Source organism: Streptomyces venezuelae, from assembly GCF_008642335.1.
In the GTDB taxonomy this organism is placed as follows: domain Bacteria; phylum Actinomycetota; class Actinomycetes; order Streptomycetales; family Streptomycetaceae; genus Streptomyces; species Streptomyces venezuelae_F.
In genome coordinates this window covers 7,828,076-7,846,815 of the sequence record NZ_CP029191.1, presented here as the reverse complement: position 1 = coordinate 7,846,815, position 18,740 = coordinate 7,828,076, and the positions used below count along the sequence as shown (strand labels likewise).

The 18,740-nt window shown below is 73.8% G+C and carries 8 protein-coding genes; 2 read left to right on the top strand and 6 right to left on the bottom strand.

The features are described from left to right. From DEJ49_RS34910 to DEJ49_RS34885, 6 genes are all read right to left on the bottom strand, one after another. Window positions 1-1,089, bottom strand: coding sequence for a class I SAM-dependent methyltransferase (locus tag DEJ49_RS34910; protein WP_223833129.1), 1,089 nt, complete (start codon window positions 1,087-1,089; stop codon window positions 1-3). Beyond that, a complete protein-coding gene (locus DEJ49_RS34905) occupies window positions 1,068-2,273 on the bottom strand; it encodes a glycosyltransferase (RefSeq protein WP_150187809.1) in 1,206 nt (401 codons plus the stop codon). Before DEJ49_RS34905 ends, DEJ49_RS34910 begins: the two co-directional genes overlap by 22 nt. Continuing rightward, on the bottom strand, window positions 2,270-3,046 hold the full coding sequence (locus DEJ49_RS34900) for an alpha/beta fold hydrolase (RefSeq protein WP_190329553.1): 777 nt from the start codon (window positions 3,044-3,046) through the stop codon (window positions 2,270-2,272). Before DEJ49_RS34900 ends, DEJ49_RS34905 begins: the two co-directional genes overlap by 4 nt. A gap of 92 nt (window positions 3,047-3,138) precedes the next feature. Next, complete coding sequence (locus DEJ49_RS34895) at window positions 3,139-3,447, bottom strand: acyl carrier protein (RefSeq protein ID WP_150187807.1); 309 nt, start codon at window positions 3,445-3,447, stop codon at window positions 3,139-3,141. Further along, window positions 3,444-8,417, bottom strand: a complete 4,974-nt coding sequence (locus DEJ49_RS34890; protein WP_150187806.1) for a type I polyketide synthase — start codon at window positions 8,415-8,417, stop codon at window positions 3,444-3,446. Before DEJ49_RS34890 ends, DEJ49_RS34895 begins: the two co-directional genes overlap by 4 nt. Window positions 8,418-8,443: 26 nt before the next feature. Beyond that, window positions 8,444-16,111: a type I polyketide synthase gene (locus DEJ49_RS34885; RefSeq protein WP_150187805.1), complete on the bottom strand. Its 7,668-nt coding sequence runs from the start codon at window positions 16,109-16,111 to the stop codon at window positions 8,444-8,446. A gap of 429 nt (window positions 16,112-16,540) precedes the next feature. On the opposite strand from DEJ49_RS34885, the gene DEJ49_RS36205 reads away from it, so the two are divergent. Together DEJ49_RS36205 and DEJ49_RS34875 are read left to right on the top strand one after the other, a co-directional pair. Further along, entirely contained in the window at window positions 16,541-17,647 is a 1,107-nt protein-coding gene (locus DEJ49_RS36205) for a DUF6801 domain-containing protein (protein WP_190329552.1), read from the top strand. A gap of 73 nt (window positions 17,648-17,720) precedes the next feature. Beyond that, complete coding sequence (locus DEJ49_RS34875) at window positions 17,721-18,734, top strand: WxL protein peptidoglycan domain-containing protein (RefSeq protein WP_150187804.1); 1,014 nt, start codon at window positions 17,721-17,723, stop codon at window positions 18,732-18,734. Window positions 18,735-18,740: the final 6 nt, after the last annotated feature.

Sequence of the window (18,740 nt, the reverse complement as noted above, 5' to 3'; positions counted from 1 at the left end):
TCAGTTCCCCTGTAGGTCGGCTGCGTTGGTCGGGCCGAGGCGGGCGATCACCCGGTAGGCGTTGCTCAGCGGGGTCCTGCGGACGACGGGTGCGAGCAGCAGGTCGAGGCCGTACGCGGCGAGGACCAGCGGCAGCGCGGTGAGCGCCACGGCCCAGCGGGCGGCGACGGCGGCCTTTCCGGGGCGCCGGGCGAGCCAGGGCGCGTCCTCCTTGGGCAGGGCGCGGGCCACCCAGAACCAGGTGGCGCAGGCGAGGTCGACCGGGATGTGCTGGTTGCCGCCCCGGTGTGCGGACACGATGGTGAAGCCGATGCGTTCCAGTTCGCGGCAGAGGTTGCCGATCGGGACGAAGTGCAGGTGCTGGGGTTGGAACCAGGGCATCCAGCGGCCGCGGAAGAGCCTGCCGAGGGGTGACTCGGGGTTGGGTACCTCGATGAGGAGGTGTCCGCCGGGCCGGAGCGCGGTGCGGGCGGCGGCGAGCTCGCTGCGCGGCATCACCGTGTGCTCCAGGTAGTGGAACATGCTGACGGTGTCGTAACGACCGGCCAACTCCTGTGCGAGCTCGATGAGTTGCCCGCGATAGGCGGTGGCTATCCGCCCTTCCTGCACGGCGAGTTCGACGCTCTCGCCCATGTCGAGGCCGTCGAATTCCGTGTCGGGGAGCTCCTCCTTGGCCGTGGCGCAGAAGTGGCCGTGCGAGGTGCCGACGTCCAGCCAGCGCCGGGGCCGCGCGTGGGTGCGCAGGGCGCGCGCGCTGTGCCGGAAGCGTTTCGTGCTGCCGCGTCCCGCGAACATCTTGGCCGTGGTCTCCTCACCCAGGCCGTCGTAGAAGTCCCCGTAGTAGAAGTCGAGTCCCTCGGCGGTCAGTTGCGGGTTCTGGAAGATGTGGCCGCAGTCCCGGCACTCGTCGAGGACGAAGCCGCCGGGCTTGTTCTGGACGTGGTCCCTGCTGCGGAGCCGGTGGCGGAGCCGTTCGGACGTGCACCAGGGGCAGGTGGTGCGCCGGGGTTGGAAGAACCGGTCCACTCCCCCGGCCAGCAGCCGCCGGTAGTGGGGTCTGCGCTCGGCTATATCTGCAGTCCGTGCCACGGGTTCTCCTGCTCTTCGTCGGCGAGCTCTTCGAGGTGTACGGCCGCTGCGGGCGCCCCGCCCGCGGCGCGGAAGGAGTGGCCGATGCGGCGGGCGGCGGCGGCGAAACGGGGCCGCCCGAGCACGTCGTCCAGGGCGGATCCGACGGCTCTGGCGTCAGCCCTGCCGAACCGCACGCGCACGCCCGCGCCCGCGTCGGTGACCTGGGCGGCGACCACGGGCTGGTCGTCGCGGATGGGGGCGACCACCAGGGGGACGCCGTGCCACAGGGCTTCGGTGACGGTGTTGTGGCCCGCGTGGCAGACGACGGCGTCCGTGCGGGCGAGCAGGGCGAGTTGCGGGACGACGGGACGGATCAGGACGTCGTCGTCGCCGCGCGGCGGTCCGAGGAGGCCGCCGGGGTCGACGACCACCGCGCGCACGGCACGGGAGCGGGCGCGTACGGCGTCGACGCACCGGGCGAGGAAGCGGGCGCCGACGGTGGTGTTGGCGGTACCGAGGGAGACGAGGACCAGCGACCGGCTGTCGTCGTCCCGTTCGACCCAGTCCCAGGGGAAGTCGGTGATCTCGGCGCGCGAGCCGAGCGCGGGGCCGACGAAGCGGAGCGGGCCGCGGCCGTGCGCCACCGGCCCGGCGAGCTCGCTGGTCGAGAAGACGAGGGTGAGCCGGGGCGAGAAACGCGGATCGTAGCGGGCCGAGGGATCGCCGAGGCGCAGCCGCAGCCCGTCCAGGAGGTCGGTGAGCCATGAATCGACCTTCGGGATGCCGATGAGGCTGCCCGAGAGTTCGGCGGAGGTGGTCGAGGAGGTGACGTAGGGGACGCCGAGCCGCTCCGCGACGAGTGCGCCCGCGACCGTCTGCTGGTCGACGACGAGCAGGTCGGGCCCGAACTCCATGACGGCGGTGGTCACCCCGGGCGCCATGGCGTACGCGAGCGGCGCGAAGAAGTCGTCCCACAGGAACTTCAGGGCGGCCACGCCGCGCAGGTCGCGGGGCCTGGCGTCGAGCTCGGGGGCGCCCGCGCAGGGGAAGACGGGCGCGTCGGGGGCGACGCGGCCCGCCAGGACGGCGGGCTGTCCCGCCCAGGCCACGTCGTGTCCGCGGCCGCCGAGTTCGGCGGCGACGGCCGCGGCCGGGTTGACGTGACCGGCGAGCGGCGGCACGACGAAGAGGAAGCGGCTCATGCGACACCTCCCGCGCGGTCTCCCGCGAGCGGCAGCTGCCCCTTCGCCCAGTCCAGGGCGATGGTGCCGACGCGTTCGGCGTCCTCGACGAGGACCGAGTGCTTCTGTCCCGGCACGACGACGACGTCACAGCGCGGCAGGAGGTCCGTCAGGCGTGCGGTCTCCTCGGCCACGAGACCGCCCTGGCCGTTGATCAGGAGCACCGGCCGGTCGAGGGCGCGCAGTTGGTCGTCGGTGAGGGTGCGGCCGTCCGGGATGTCCCGGGCGATGGAGGTCGTGGCGATCAGCCGTCCGGCGGCGCGGCCGAGGCGTGCGATGTGCGCGTCGTGCAGCTCGTCGCCCTGCCGGGTGGAGGCGAGCGATCCGTACTCGGCGACGAACCAGGCGAGCGCTTCCTCCTCGCTGCGCGACCCGGTGGCCTGGTGCAGGGCCCCCGCCATGGTGGCCGCCCAGCCGCGCGTAGCGGGGCCCGACTCGACGACGGTGACACAGGCCGTGCGTTCCGGATGGTGCACGGCGAAGTCCAGGGCCACGGTGCCGCCGAAGGAGTTGCCGAGCAGGTGCACGGGCTCGCCGACGTCCAGGGTGTCGAGCAGGGCGGCGAGGTCGTCGGTGAAGTCCTCCAGGGTGTAGCCGGTGGGCGGCCTTTGGCTGCGGCCGTGCCCGCGCAGGTCGTACATGAGGACGTCGAAGCCGGCGTCCGCGAAGTGCGGGCCGAGGGTGAAGTAGAAGCTGGCGAGGCTGTCGATGAAGGCGCCGTGGAGGAAGACCACGGTCGGAGGGCGAGGGTGTGGGGCGACGGCGGGAGCGTGCGGAAGTCGCTGTACGTGGTGGAGGAGGCCGTTGGCCCGCACCATGGCCACGGTCAGCCTCCCGCGCCGGGCCGCAGGGCGCGGCACACGTACGCGACGAGGTCGCCCACGGTGAGGGCGATGATCTCGTCGAGTTCCAGACTCGCCAGGTAGGCGGCGAAGTTGGCGTCGGGGCCGTACCAGTCGGTGAGCAGTCCGGCGAGGGTGACGAGGTCGATGCTCTCCATCTCCAGGTCGTCGCCGAAGCGGGCGTCCATGCCGATGTCGGCGGCGTCCGGGGCGTAGTCGCCGAGCACGGTGGTGATCATCTCCGCGATCTCCCGGAGCACCCGGCTCTCGTCCGGTGCGACGGTCGTCTTCACAGGTCGTTCTCCTTCACTGTCCAGGCCACGATGTGGTCCTTGACCGGTGCGGCGGGGGTGGGGGCGGGCGTGCTCGCCAGGTGTTCGCAGCGCACGTGGTGGCGCTGGCGCTCCGTCTCGACGATCAGCCCGTGCGGGCGTACCGCACGGACGGCGAAGCCTCGGGGCCGGCCGCGCAGACCGGAACCCTCGGCCTTGGCGGCGGCTTCCTTGGCCGCCCAGAACCGTGTGAACCACACGGCGTCGCGTTCACCGCCGCCGGCCGCGCCGAGCCCGGCGAGCAGGGCGCGTTCCCCTTCGTCGAGGGCGGCCCGGTAGGTGGCCTCGGAGCGTTCGGCGACGACCTCGATGTCGATGCCGACGCCGCTCTCGGGATGCTCCCGTTCCGCACGGGGCCGTACGAGGGCGACGGCGGTCTCCGCGCGGTGGGCCAGCGACAGATCGAGGGCGGGCAGCTCGCGGCCGTGCACGCCGACGGCGTACGGCCGGCCCGCGCTGTCGTTGCGGATGGCGATCTCGGCGGGGTAGACGGCTTCTCCCGGGGACTGCTGCCAGAGCCGGTGCCGGACCGCGTCCTTCGCGGCGATCCGCCCGAGCAGCCACTGGCGGCGGCCGCGCGGCGGATGGGTCCGGTGGACGGCTCGCTCGGCGGCGCCGAGCTGGGTGCGCATGACGAGGTCGCGCGAGGCCGGGTCGGGCCAGGAGTCGGTGAGCAGCGTCCAGCCGCCGGGCCTGATCTCGGACAGGGTGCGGTGCTCGGGGTAGCCGCCGGGGCGGTCGGCGCCGGGTACGTCGAAGCGGCGGTCCTGCCAGCCGGTGATCTCGGCCCAGACGGTGCCCGCGACGGTCAGTTGTACGTCGGCGGTGAGCGCGGTACCGGTCAGGGAGGTCACTCCGACGTGGCACTCGACGGGGGTGCCCGGGGCGGGGTGCGGACCGAAGAAACGGAAGGCGTGCATGCGTACGGGAAAGACGACGTTGCGGTCGGTGTGCGTGGCGAGGATCCAGTGCCCGAGCAACTGGCCGACGTTGTCGAGGAGGGCGCCGGGGGCGGCGGGGGCGGTGATGATCCCGCGGACGTGGCGGTCGCCGATCCCGGTGAGCTCGGTGAGCCCTTGATACGCGGGCCCGTGGAACATCCACCGGTCCCGGTAGAGAGCCTCCGCGGTGAGCGGGCAGGGCCGTTCGTCGGCTTCCCGGCGCCAGCGGGCCGGAGGCCGACTTGGGTAATTGTCGGCGACCTCGAGCACGGCTCGCGCGTACGGCCCGAACGCCACGCGCACGAGCCGCTCATCGGGCTCGGACGTCACGACGACCTCGACCCGGGTGGCAGGTTCGGCCACGAGCCACTGCTCCAGCCGAACGTCGTGCACGGCGACGACCCGCTGCCCGGGGCGGGCCCGCTCGACGGCCTGCGACATGTGATGGACGACGGCGGTCGCGGGGACGACGGGGTGCCGATCGGAGAGGTCGGGCCAGCCGGGACGCTGCGGAATGAAGCAGTGGTCGAGGAGGTGGGGCATGGAGGTGGTGTCGATGGTCAGGGGGGTGGTGGCGGTGGTCAGGGGGGCGGGTTCGGCGCCGTGGGCGGACGCAGGTCGGGGGTTCTGGGGGGCAGGGGGCTGGGCTGCGCGAGGAGCCTCGGGGGGCGGTTCGGGGCGGTTCGGTGCGCCGACGGACGTCTGCTCTGCGGCTGTCGCCCGTGCGGCCGGGTCGGCACCGGTCGGTGCACCTGCGGCTACGGGTACGGGCCTTGCCGTCGGCGGCTGCGGGTGTGGGTGACGCTGCGGCCGAGGGGTCGCCTCGGCACCCGCAGGTGCGGCGGTGGTGAACGGACTTGCCGCGGTCGGGCGCGGGGCCGGGGCCGTTGCCCCGCACTCCACCGCGTCGGAAGTCACCTGCTCCGGCATCTCGCCCGCTGCCGGTGGTCGTGAACCAGAGGCGGCCTCGGGGCGGTGCCGGGTCGCCGCCCCGGTGAACACCGTCAGCGCCGCGTCCACCGTCTCCGTCAGCGCGGACCGCAGTTCCGCCGCCGCGGGGAAGAGCGTCGCGAGGGCGTCCAGGCGGTCGGGGCGGGTGGGGCGTGGGGTGGGGGTCGGGTGGAGGGCGGAGAGCAGGTCCGCGCGGATCTCGGCGCGTACGTCGGGCGGTAGCGACACCGACGCCGCGCCCAGGTCGAGACGTACCGGCCGGCGACGCGCGGCGGTCCGGCGGGACAGCGGGGTGAACGTCGCTCGGTCGCTGCCCGCCGTCCACAGCGCGGCCACGACGCGACGCAGCTGGGCGAGGCCGCCGCAACGGGCCGTGTCCGCGGCGACGGTCAGGCCTTCGCGGCCCGCCAGGGTCGCCTCGATGAGGGAGCTCAGACGACCGGTGCCCACCTGTGCGAAGGCCCGGAACCCGGCGGCGTACATCGCGTCGATGAGCGGTCGGAAGCGCACGGGTTCGAGCAGGTGGCGTACGAAGAGGTCCCGCACGTCGTCCGCGGCCGCGGGGAAGGGGGCCGCCGTGGTGCCCGACCAGACGGGAACGCGAGCCGCGCGGACCGGCGCACGGTGGACGCCTGCCGTCAGCGGGCGCAGGTAGGGAGCCAGCATCGGGGTGTGGAAGCCGGAGCGGAACGGCAGGAGCTGCGCGACGGTCCGCCGCGCGCGGAACTCCTCGACGAGTGCGTCGACCGCGTCCTTCGGGCCGCAGATCATCGACTGCGTCGGGGCGTTGTCGTGGGAGAGCACCACGTCGGTGCGGGGGCCGAGGACGTACGAGACCTGCTCCGCGGACGCGCCGATCGCGGCGAACGCGACGCCGGGCACGCGGAGGGCGTCGGGGTCGAAGTCGGCGAGCAGCGCGTCGGCCGTGGCGGTGTCGTACAGGCCGCCCGCGAGCATCGCGGACCACTCGCCGATGCTGTGGCCGGCCACGGCGTCGGGTTCGACGCCGAGGGCGCGCAGGGCGCCGTCCAGTACGCGGCCGACTGCGAGCACGCCGACGCCGTGGCGGCCGACGTCGCCGACGACCGCGTCGGCTCCCGTCGACATCGACATCGACATCGACAGCGGCGGTGGCAGCGGTATGCCGAAGTGCCGCGCCACCTCCCCCACTTGGGGAGCGAACTCGGCCTCCAGGCCGGGGAAGACGAAGGCGAGCTTGCCCCCGATTCCGGTCCCGGACCCGGCCCCGGGTGCGGCCCCGGGCGCGAGCAGCGGTTCGGGGGAGAACCAGACGTCGCCTCTGCCGCGCCAGGCAGACCCCTTGGCCACCGCGCGGCGGGCGAGGGCGAGGCGCCGGGCGTCGGGGGCCACGATCGCGAGGCGCATCCGGCCACCCGAGGGCGGTTCCGCGTCCGCGTGGGCTCGGAGCGCGGCGTCGGGGGCGTCGAGGCGGTCGGCGAGCAGCTCCGGACTGTCGGCGGTGAGGCGGAGGACGGGTTCCGGCTCGTGGACGACGGTGGGGTTGGTGGGTGCGGTCGGGATGGCGGGGGTGGTGGACGCTGTTCGGCTTCGTGTGCCAGTGGCGCGTGGGGCCTCTTCGAGGACGACGTGGGCGTTGATGCCGCCGAAGCCGAAGGCGTTCACGGCGGCTCTGCGGACGTCGGGGGCGTCGCGGCCGCCGGGTCCGTCGACGTCCCACGGCTGGGCGGTGCCGAGTGGTTGGAAGCGGGTGGCCGCGAGGGCGGGGTGCGGGTCCTCGCAGTGCAGGGTCGGCGGCAGCGTCGCGTGGTGCAGGGCGAGCGCCACCTTCACCAGGCCCGCGACTCCGGCGGCCGGCATGGTGTGTCCGATCATCGACTTCACCGAGCCGATGACGCCGGGCCGGGAGGCGTCCCGTGTGTAACCGTGGGGTGGCCCGAACACCTCGGTCAGCGTGGCGAGTTCGGCGGCGTCACCGGCCGGAGTCCCGGTGCCGTGCGCTTCGAGGAGGCCGACGGCGCCGGGTTCGCGCGGGTCGAGGCCCGCCGCCTGCCAGGCCTGGCGGACGGCGCGGGCCTGGCCGCCGGGGTCGGGGCTGACCAGGCTCGCGGCGCGTCCGTCGGCGGCGACGCCCGTTCCCCGGATGACGGCGTAGACGCGGTCGCCGTCGCGCGTCGCGTCGGCGAGCCGCTTGAGGACGACGATTCCGGTGCCCTCGCCGATGAGGATGCCGTCGGCCCTCGCGTGGAAGGGGCGGCTGCGCTCGGACGGCGACAGTGCGCCGAGGCGGCTGAAGACGCTCCACAGCGTGACGTCGTGACAGTGGTGGACGCCGCCCGCGAGCATCATGTCGCACCGCCCGGTGGTGAGTTCGGCGACCGCCTGGTCGACGGCGATGAGCGAGGAGGCGCAGGCCGCGTCCGTGGTGTACGCGGGGCCGCGCAGGTCGAGCCGGTTGGCGATACGCGACGCGGCCAGGTTGGGGACGAGTCCGATGGCCGACTCGGGCCGGTCGGGGCCGAGTTGCCGCGCGAAGGCGTCCTCGATGCGGGCGAGGCGGGGCGCGTCGAGTTCCGGGAGGACCTCGGCGAGGGTGTGGACGAGCTGGCGTGCGGTACGTACGCGCTGGTCGTTGCGGGCCTGGGCCGGGGTGAGGTAGCCGCCTCGGCCGAGGACCACGCCGATGCGGTCGCGCTGGGGCAGGCTCGCCTCGCCGCCCGCGTCGGCGATCGCGCGGGCGGCGACCTGGAGGGCGATGAGCTGGTCGGGTTCGGTGCCGGGGACGGAGTCCGGCATGACGCCGAATCCGGCGGCGTCCACGGATGCGATGTCGTCGACGAAGCCGCCGCGTCTGCAGTAGATGCGGTCCGGATAGAGGGAGGCGTCCCAGCGGTGCGCGGGGACTTGGGTGATGGCGTCGGTGCCGGTGACGAGGTTCCGCCAGTACGTGTCCAGGTCGGGGGCGCCGGGGAGCAGGACGGCCATGCCGATGATGGCGATGGCCGTGCTCGGCCCTTCCGGCGCCGCCGGCGTGTCCGTCGCGCCGCTCCGGGTCTTCATCGCTACCGTCCCCACCGCTGCCGTCCTCACAGGGCCGACGCGGTGAGGACGACGGACGTCGCGGCGGGGTCGCCCCAGGCGAGCTCGCGGAGCAGGGCGAGGACTCCTTCGTCCGGGTCGATGAGGCCGACGCCGCGGCGGGCGTAGTCGCGGCCGAGCTCCGGGGTGACCATTCCGGCGTGGCTGCCCGTCGGAGCCCAGGGGCCCCAGTGGACGGTGAGCGCGCGGTTGCCCGTACGGGCGGACCAAGCCGCACCGAGGCTTTCCAGGGCGTCGTTGGCGGCGGCGTAGTCGCACTGGCCGCGGTTGCCGAGGACTGCGGAGACGCTGCCGAACAGCACGGCGAACAACGGGCGTTGGTCGCCGACGAGGGCGGCGGCGGTCGCGTCGAGGAGGTGGCGGGCTCCGTCCACCTTGGTGCCGTACACACGGTCGAACGACGCGGCGTCCTTGTCGGCCATCAGCCGGTCCTCGATGACGCCCGCGCCGCCGACGATCCCGTCGATCCGCCCGTACTCGGCCATGACCTCCTTCAGGGCGCGGTCGACGGCGTCCGGGTCGCGCAGATCGGTGACGTGGTAGCGGGCGGGACTGCCGAGCCGCCCCAACTCGCGGAGGGTGGCTCCGACTTCGCGCTGGGCGAGGACGATTCCGGCGGCTCGGTCGACCTCGGCCGGGGTCCGGCCGCCCTGCGCGGCGAGGGCCGCCCGCAGCGCGGCGCGGTCCCGGGCGGCGGCCGTGGCCTTGTCTTCGGGGACGTCGGGGAGCGGGGTACGGCCGAGGAGTTCGACGCGGCAGCGGGCGGCGGTGGCCAGGGCCAGGGCAAAGCGGGCGGTGATACCGCGGCCTCCTCCGGCGAGGACCACGACCGACTCGGGCGTGAGCCCACAGGCCAGCGCCTCGGCACGGCCGTCGCCTCCCCCGGGGCCCGCGCCGCGGTGCGCGGAAGGCCCCAGGGGCGCCGGCTCGGCACGCGGCGCGAAACGACCTTCGGGGGTGTGATCGACGACGGGTTCGGGGCGGGGGTCGGCCAGCTCGGTTACCAGGGCGCGGGCGAGTTCGGTGAGTGAGGGTGGTGGGGATGGCGGGGGTGTTGCGGGCTCTGGGGGTGCCGTGGGCCCGGTGGGTGCCGTGGGCCCTGCGGGTGCCGTGGACCCTGCGGGTGCTGCGGGTCCAGCGGATCCTGCGGGCGATACGGGTTCCGCCGGACCTGCGAGTCCTGCGGGTGATACGGGTTCCGCCGGACCTGCGAGTCCTGCGGGTGATATGGGTTCCGCCGGTCCTGCGAGCCCAGCGCGAGCTACGGGCTCCACCGGCCCTGCGGGGCTATCGGGTCCAGCAAGTCCATTGGGCCCTGCGCGTCCTGCGGGCCCTGCGGGTCCAGCAAGCCCATTGGGCTCTGCGCGTCCTGCGGGTTCAGCGGGTCCAGCGGGCTCCGCCGATCCTGCCGGTCCTGCGGGTGCTATGAATTCCGCGGGCTCCGCCGGCCCTGCGGGCCCTGCGGGTCCAGCAAGTCCATTGGGCTCTGCGCGTCCTGCGGGTCCAGCAAGCCCATTGGGCTCTGCGCGTCCTGCGGGTTCAGCGGGTCCAGCGGGTGCTACGGATTCCGCCGGTTCCGCCGGACCTGCGGGTCCATCAGGTCCAGCAGGCCCATCGGGCCCTGCGGGCCCCGCGGGCCATTCGGTCAGGCGTACCAGGCGGATGTTGGTGGCGGGGTGCTCACGCGCCGCGGTGCGGAACAGGCCGGGCAGCCCGGCCCCCGCGGCACCGGTGGCCGGGCAGACGCCGACCAGCCAGGCCGGTCGCCGGGCCAGCGCGGCGGCGTAGGCGGGGAATGCGGACGGGAGTGCGGGTCGGGCGTCTTCGGTCAGGGCGCCGACGTGGATGAGGCCGTCCACCCCCGCCTGGTCCGGCTCCGTGCCGCTCGTGCCGTCACCCGATCCGCGTATGGCCTCGGGCAGCTCACAGTCCCCGGCGAGGAGGACGACCTCCGCCCCTCGTCGCCGAAGCTCGGCCGCCACCGAGTGCGCCATGCTGCCCGCTTCAGTCCCTGCGTCAGCCCGCCCCCCGCTCGCCGCGCCGCCCACCACCGCGAACCGCTTGCCGGTCAGGTCCAGGTTCGCCGCTCCGAGCGGTGGCGGTCCCAGCGGCACCCGACCCATCACGTACCGCTTGGGCGCCGTCCCGAGCAGGCCGTCGCCCTGCGCCTCCTCCGGGCGCGCCGCCAACCCACCCGCACCCTGCGGCGCCTCCCGCCTCGCCTCCAGCCACCGCGTGATCGCCTCCGCCGTACGCGCCCGGGACAGCGCTTCGAGTGCGTGGTCGCCGAGGTCCACCGCGTCCGCTCCCCCACCCACCAGCCCCGCCAGTTCCCCGGCGATCTCGGTGCGCTTGATGGAGTCGATGCCGAGGTCGGCCTCCAGGTCGAGGTCGGGCTCGATCATGTCCGCCGGGTAGCCCGTGCGGCCGCTGATGATCCGCAGGACGGCGTCGAGCAGGTCGGTACCGCCCGCGGGCTCCGGCGGCGCAGGCATGGGTACGGGTACGGGCGTGGGCGTGGCCTCTGGTTCGGGCCTGGACACGCGTACGGGCGCCGGATCTCGTGGGGCCCCCTCCGCCACCCCCGCCTCAGGGGACGGGAACGCCCCGAAGTAGGCCAGCAGCACCTCACGCTGAGCCGCCACCATCTCCCGCGTCCCCCGCAGGAACTCGGTCAGCAGCTCGTCCCGGTCCCCTCGCGCCGCCTCGGACACATCCGCCTCCAGAGAGATACGTCGGGCCGGCCGCAACCCGCCCGGCAACGGCTCGCCCGAGGCGTCCCGGACCAGGTGACCGTCGACGGTCCAGCCCGCCGGTGCCTCCGGTACGGACTCCTCCAGGTCGGTCGTGGCGCGGCCCTGGAACAGCCACCCCGTGTCCACGGGCACGCCTTCGACCGCGAGTCGGGCGAGGGCGGCAAGAAAGCCGGGCAGTCCGGCACCAGCGTGCGGTTCGGTGGGAATCGTCCGGTACGGGCGGTCGTCGCCGAGGATCCGGCGGACCAGGGTGCTCAGTACGCGCCCGGGCCCCACCTCGACGAAGATCCTCGCCCCGGCCTCGTACATCGCCTCGATCTGCTCGGCGAACCGGACGGGCGAGGCGATCTGCGCGGCGAGCCCGGCCTTGATGGCTTCGGGTGAGTACGGGTAGGGGGCGGCGGTGGCGTTCGCCCACACCGGGAACTCCGGTTCCCGCACGGTCACTTCCGCGAGGGCCTCGCCGAAGACGGGGCCCGCGTTCGCGACGAGCGGGCTGTGGAAGGCGCAGGCGACGGGCAGCAACTTGGCGCCGTGCCCGGCATCGCCGAGGGCAGTCACCGCGGCCCGTACGGCGTCGGCCGGGCCAGAGACGACGCACTGGTCCGGCGCGTTGAGATTGGCCAACACGACGCGACCGGCCCCGCCGTCCAGCCCGAGTCCCACTCCCCGCAGCACCGCCGAGGTCGTGGTCGCGTCCGTACCCACCGCCGCCATGGCGCCCGCGTCCTCGCCCGTCGCATCGAGGATCGCCTCGGCGCGGCGGGTGCTCAGCGTGGCCAGTGCCTCCGGTGTGAAGGCGCCCGCCGCGCACAGGGCGACCAGTTCGCCGTAGGAGTGGCCCGCGGCCAGGTCCGGGCGCACTCCCGCGCGGGCGAGCAGGTCTGCGGTGGCGAGGCCCGCAATGCCCAGGGCCGGTTGGGCATTGCGGGTGTCCGTGAGCCCGGCGCGCCGGCGTTCGTCCGCGTCGGGGGTGAAGCCGGCGGGCGGGTAGAGCGCGGCAGCGCAGGCGGAGCCGAGGCGCAGGTGCTGCTGTGTCTCGGGGAAGGCGATGAGGAGTTCCCCGCTCATACCGGGGCGTTGGCTGCCCTGGCCGGGGAAGAGGAAGGCGACACGGCCTCCACCTCCACCTCCACCAACTCCACCTCCACCACCGCCGTCGACACCGCCTCCGACCCCACCGCCGCTCCCCCGCATCCCCGCGACGAAGATCCCCGCCGCCGGATCGTCCTCCCCCGCCATCGCTCTCCGCAGCAACCCCGGCAGGTCGTCCACTTCTCGCGCGACGACAGCGATACGTACCGGACCTGGGCGTCGCGCGGCACGCCGGGCAGTCGTGGCCGCCAGGTCCCGCAGGCGTGGCGTGACCGGGCGGTCTTCGATCAGGTCGAGCAGCCACCGGACTTCGCGGGCCGCCGCGTCCTCGTCGTCACCGCGGAAGGTGAACAACTCAGCGGGCCAGTGCGCGTGCCCGTGCGGCGGGGGCGCCCCGCCTTCGTGGGCGCGCAGGACCACATGGAAATTCGTGCCGCCGAAGCCGAACGCGCTGACCCCGGCGCGGCGTTCGGCGGGTTCCGTCGCCCACGGGCGGGCCTCCGCATGGAAGACGAAGGGGCTCGTGTGCCGGTCCCAGGCCGGGTTGGGGCGGGTCAGCTGGCGCGTCGGCGGCAGGACACCCGTGTGCAGGGCCAGCGCGGTCTTGATCAGACCCGCCAGACCCGCCGCGCACTTCGTGTGCCCGATCTGGGACTTGACGGAGCCGAGCGCACACCTGCCCGTCTCCGCGCCCGCTTCCGCGAACACCTCGGTCAGCACCGTCAGTTCGGTGCGGTCACCGACGACCGTGCCGGTCCCGTGCGCCTCGATCAGTCCGACCTCGGCCGGCGAGACGCGGGCCTGGGCGTAGGCGCGTTCCAGTGCGGCGCGCTGCCCCGCCGGGCCGGGCGCGGTGAGGCCGAGCGAGCGCCCGTCGCTGGAGCGGCCCACCCCCCTGATCACGGCGTAGACACGGTCGCCGTCGCGTTCGGCGTCGGCGAGCCGCTTGAGCACCACGCAGGCCACGCCCTCTCCGAGCGCGATGCCGTCGGCGTCCGCGTCGAACGTACGGCAGCGGCCGGTCGGCGACATCGCGCCCACGGAGGCGAAGAGCAGGTAGTCGTTGATCCCGTTGTGCAGGTCTGCGCCGCCGCAGAGCACCAGGTCGCTGGTGCCGTGGACGAGTTCCTTGCAGGCGGCGTCGACGGCGGCCAGCGAGGACGCGCAGGCCGCGTCGACCGTGTAGTTGGCGCCGCCGAGGTCGAGTCGGTTGGCGATGCGGCCGGAGATGACGTTGGCGAGCATCCCGGGGAACGAGTCCTCGGTGAGGCGGGGCAACTGTTCGGCCAGGGCTTCGGGCACGGAGTCGAGGTAGGAGGGGAGGACCGTGCGCAGGGTGGTGGCGTGGGCGAGGTCGCTGCCCGCCTCCGCGCCGAAGATGACCGAGGCGCGGGAACGGTCGAAGGGGCGGGAGCGGTCGAAGGGACGGGAGCGGTCGAAGGCCCGGCCCGCGCGGCCTGCGTGTCCCGGGCGGCCCGCATGGCCCGCGTGACCCGCATATCCCGCGTCCTCAAGCGCACGCCGAGCCGCTTCGAGGGTGAGGAGCTGGACGGGTTCGATGGCGCCGAGCGAGGCGGGCGGAATGCCGTGGGCCAGCGGGTCGAAGGGGATCCGCGGCAGGAAGCCGCCCCAGCGCGAGGGCGTGCGGTCGTCGTCGGTGCCGTGGTGGACCGCCGGGTCCCAGCGGTCGGCGGGGACTTCGGTGACGGCGTCGGTCCCTTCGAGGATCTGCGCCCAGTAGGCGTCGAGGCCGTCCGCCTGCGGGAACATGCAGGCCATGCCGACGATGGCGACGTCAAGCGGCTCGGGGGCCGCGGTCTCCGTGGTGGGCGGCGGCGCCGGAAGCGGGAAACGCAGGCGCAGGGCCGTCCTCCGCTCGGCCAGGAACTCCTCGGCCCCCGCCACCACTTCGGCGTGCAGTGCGCGGATCGTGGTCGGTCGCCTACGCAGCACGGACACCTGTCCCGCCATGAACATTCCGGCGGCCAGCTGGCGCCGCTCATCGGCGGGGAGCAGCTCGCCGTCGCGGCGCTCGACGCCTTTGCTGGCGATACGCAGCCGGCCCAGGTTCAGACGTTCCAGCTGTGCCCACCTCCGCTCCGGCGCCACGCCTTGCTCCCGCAGCCGTTCCTCCTCCGCGGCGAACGCCGCGGTGAAGGGGCTCGGCACGCAGCGGGTGGCGTGTCCGGGCGCGGTACGCAGGAGTGCCGACGCGTCCGCCGCGGCGACCTGGCGCTGGAAGCCCGGCTGTACGGCGCCGAGGGCGACCGCCTCCCGGGTGAAGAGGTACGCGGTGCCCATGAGCACGCCGACGGCCATGCCGCGGGCGGCGAGCGGTGCGGCAAGGGCCGTGACCATCGCGGAGGACCGCGCGTCGTGGATGCCTCCGGCGAACATCACCTGGACCTGCGCGAGCACCTCGGGGTCGCCGTCCGCGTACTCCTCCAGCACGGCCAACTGCGCCTCCCACAGCGGGAAGGAGGCGAGCGGCCCCACGTGCCCGCCGCACTCGGAGCCCTCGAACACGAACCTGCGGGCCCCGGCGGCCAGATACTGCCGCAGCAGCACCGGCGACGGGACGTGCAGGAAGGTCCGTATACCGGCGGCCTCCAGTTCGGCGGCCTGTCCGGGTCTGCCGCCCGCGATGACGGCGTGGGTGGGCCGGGCCTCCCGTACCGCCGCGAGCTGGGCCGCGCGGATTCCCTCGTCGGCGAAGCCGAGTATGCCGACGCCCCAGGGACGGTCGCGCAGTTCGGCGCGGGTGGCGGCGAGGAGGGCGCGGGTCTGGTCGCCGTCCGCGAGAGCCAGCGCCAGGAACGGCAGTCCGCCCTCGTCGGCGACTGCCGCGGCGAACTCCGGGCAGTCGCTGACCCTGGTCATCGGACCCTGTGCGACGGGCAGTCCGGTGCCCGCGGGGCGGGAGACAGGTGCTGGAGGTGCCGCTGCCTGCGCGATGGCGGTACGTATCCCACGTACCGTCTCCGCCGCCGTACCCCAGCGGGCGGCGAACCGGGCGGCGAGAAATCCGTCCTCGCCGACGGGCAGCTCCCGCTCCGGAGCAGCCTGTCCGCGACGCGGGAGCCGTCCGCCGCCACCGGCGGCCGTCCCGCCGCCGTCCATCGCCGCGAGCACGGCCCGATCGCGTTCGGGCAGGCCGGATTCGGCGAGGAGAGCGAGTTGCGTGTCGAGGACGACACCGGCCGCGCCGCCCAGCACGGCGGCCGCGGCGGTGCGGGGGCCGATGCCGCCGCACGCCCAGACGGGCACCGGCAGGTCGGGGTCCGCGAGGATCCGCTGCAGAAGAACGAAGGTACTCAGGCCCCCGCCGCTCAGGTCCCGGGCACCCGCACCTTCGCCTCTCACACCCCCGACGGCCCCCGCCCCACCCGCACCCCGCGCGCCGCCCTCGCTCCCGCACACGACGAGACCATCCGCCCCGTCCGCCACCGCCCGGACCGCCTCCTCGTGGTCGGCGACCTCGACCAGGACCCAGTAGTAGCCGCTGAGTTCGCCGGTCGGCCAGGCCGAGCCCAGGCCCAGCAGCACCGTGTGCGGGCGGCCCGGCGGCAGGGTGTCCAGGTCCGCGGGGCGCAGTCCGCAGCGGGCGCCCACCCGCACGCCGAAGCGTTCGGGTTCCCAGCGGCAGAGTCGGGCGAGTTCCTCGCGTGCGTGCCGGTCGCCCGTCCCGAGGTCGAGGATGCCGAGGCCGCCCGCCCGGCACACCGCGCTCACCAGACGGGCGTCCGGGCGACCGAAAGGGCTCACCCCGAGGACCGCGTCCAGGTTTTCCTCAGAAGACAGCATGCGCACTCCGACCGCTCGGCGACACAGGCAATTGCGTTGAATTGACGATCGAGCCGAGTGCGGAAGCTAGTGGCGCCGCGAGAAACAGGTCAAGAGCTGTTTCGCCGCGCACCGGAGATCTGTTGGGCGGTGAGCAAGGATCCGGGCCCAGTTGTCACGAGGACGCACCTCGGAGAATTACGCACCGGCGCACAAGTCCGGGAGCTCAATTACTCATCCGCGGATGAAGGCGCCCTCGAATCCCGGCAACTGAATTCTGCGGGTAATCCACATCTTGACCGTCCAACTACCCGTCAGTAGTTTACCGATCCGAAACAGAGCCGTATCTGGCGAAGATAACGACATGTACGGCCATTCTTCCTTCACCCGTTCTGCTCCTTCACGCAGTACGAGAGGCAGCTCATGAGAGCTCATCGAAAAAGAAACGGGGTGCGCGGCGCCCTGTGTACCGTCGCGACCGCGGGACTCGTCGCCGGTCTGGTCACCCTCACGCCCGGCGTCGCCACCGCCGCCCCGGTGCAGCTGGACCAGAAGTACACGTGCAAGTTCCCGATCATCAACAACGACCCGATCGAGATTCACATCTCCTCGGACATGCCCGCCACCATGAACGTGGGCGAGACGGTCCCCGAGTACGACATCAAGGCCGTCACCAAGGTCAGCGCGCGGGCCGCCCAAGGCCTCGGCGTCATGGGCGCGGTCACTCTGGAGGGCAAGGCCACGGCGGACGTGGTCGTCACGCTGCCCGGCGGCGACGGCACCCTGCCGATCAAGGTGGTCAACAACGTCGCCAAGGCCAACATCCCCAACCCGGCCGCGGCGTTCGAGGTCAACGCGACCGGCAAGTCGCCCGGCTCCCTGCTGACCTGGGCCAAGCCCGGCACCGCCAAGTTCGACGTCAAGGGCCTCAAACTGCACAACATGATCGCCCGGGACGCGTCCGGCGCGCCGGTCCAGCTCCCGCCGTTCGGCGACGAGTTCGAGGCCACCTGCACGCTCGACGCGGGCCAGGGCACGCTCCTGCACACCATGGAGATCAAGGGCGGCGGCACCGATCCCGGCCCCGGCCCCACGACCGGCAAGCAGAACGTGAACACCAAGGTCACGCCCAAGCAGGGCGGCGGTCAGCTCACCATGACTCAGGCGGGCGACACCGTCGCGCTGTCACCGGTCGAGGAGGGCGCGGGCGGCAGCTCGACCGGCGACCTGCAGAAGGTGACCGTCAAGGACGCCCGCAACGGCGCCACCGGCTGGTCGCTCACCGGGAAGGTCACCGACTTCACGGGCAGCGCCGGCACCATCGGCGCGGACAAGCTCGGCTGGACGCCGTCCTGTGCGACGGCGGCCGGATCGGCGAGCACGTGCGTGCCGGGCTCGAAGGGGCCGGTCGGCACGGCGGGCGCCACGCTGGCGAGCGCGCCCGACGCGGCGCGGACCGGCGGCGAGTTCACGGTCGGCGCGGGTCTCGCGCTCGACGTACCGGCGACCGCGGCGGCAGGTGAGTACGCGTCCGTGCTCACGCTGACGCTGACCTGACCCACCCGCTTCACCCCGTGGACCGGCCGTTGTGCGACGGCCGGTCCACCTCTCTTCTCTCTCAGGGGGCCGCATGAATGCCGTCCGTACGCAGTCCACGCACCCCACACACCCCCAGCGCCGCAGACGCGCCGCCGCGCTCCTCGCCGTGCTCGTCCTGGCGCTCGGCCTGCTCACCGCGGGCCGGCCACCGGACGCGTACGCCGCGGACAACGGCCGGTGGTCCGTCTTCCCCGCCGCCCGCAAAGGCGGCGACCACCGCGCGTACTTCCGGATGAAGGCCGATCCGGGGCGCACCCTGCGCGACAAGGTCACCGTCTCCAATCTCGCCGCGGAGCCGGTGACGTTCGTGCTGTACGCGGCGGACGCCTACAACACCCCACGCGACGGCGGCTTCGCGGTGCGCGAGCGGAGCGAGAAGCAGCGGTCCGTCGGGGCCTGGGCGCGGCTCACGCGGTCGGAGGTCACCGTCCCCGCCCGCGGCAAGGCGACCGTGCCCTTCACCATCGCGCTGCCCCGCACCGCACCGCCCGGTGACCATCCCGGTGCCATCATCGCTCTGGACAAGCGCGTCGCCCGCGCCGAGGGCACGGGCGTCGGCATCCGGCAGGCGGTCGGCGCGCGGGTCTATCTGCGGGTGAGGGGCGAGCGGGCGCCGGGCCTGAGCGTGCGGGACGTACGGTTCGACTACGAGGTGCCGCCGCTGCCCGGTCTCGGCAAGGACGCCACCGTCACCTACACGCTCGTGAACAGCGGCAACGTGCTGCTCGAACCGAGGGTCGACCTCAAGGCCAAGGGGCTCTTCGGCCGGACGTCCTTCGACAGCGCGGGCAACAAGCTGCCTGCCGAGCTGATGCCGGGCCAACGCGTGCGGATCACACAGAAGTGGGCCGGGCCGCCTCCGCTGGACTGGGGCAGCGTCGAGCTGACCGCGAGCGACAAGGCCGGTGAGCTGGTGGCGAGCGGCAGCACGGGGTACCGCACGGTGAACTGGAGCGTGCTCGTGGCGCTCGTCCTGGTGGTGGCCTTCCTCGTCGTCGGCGTGGTGGTGCGGCGCCGCAGGGCCCGCACCACCGCACCGGATTGACGCGAC

Excerpts from the sequence above, each read along its gene's own strand:
- DEJ49_RS34905 (WP_150187809.1), bottom strand. The coding sequence starts at position 2,273 with ATGAGCCGCTTCCTCTTCGTCGTGCCGCCGCTCGCCGGTCACGTCAAC.
- DEJ49_RS34890 (WP_150187806.1), bottom strand. The coding sequence starts at position 8,417 with ATGAAGACCCGGAGCGGCGCGACGGACACGCCGGCGGCGCCGGAAGGG.
- DEJ49_RS34885 (WP_150187805.1), bottom strand. The coding sequence starts at position 16,111 with ATGCTGTCTTCTGAGGAAAACCTGGACGCGGTCCTCGGGGTGAGCCCT.
- DEJ49_RS34875 (WP_150187804.1), top strand. The coding sequence starts at position 17,721 with ATGAATGCCGTCCGTACGCAGTCCACGCACCCCACACACCCCCAGCGC.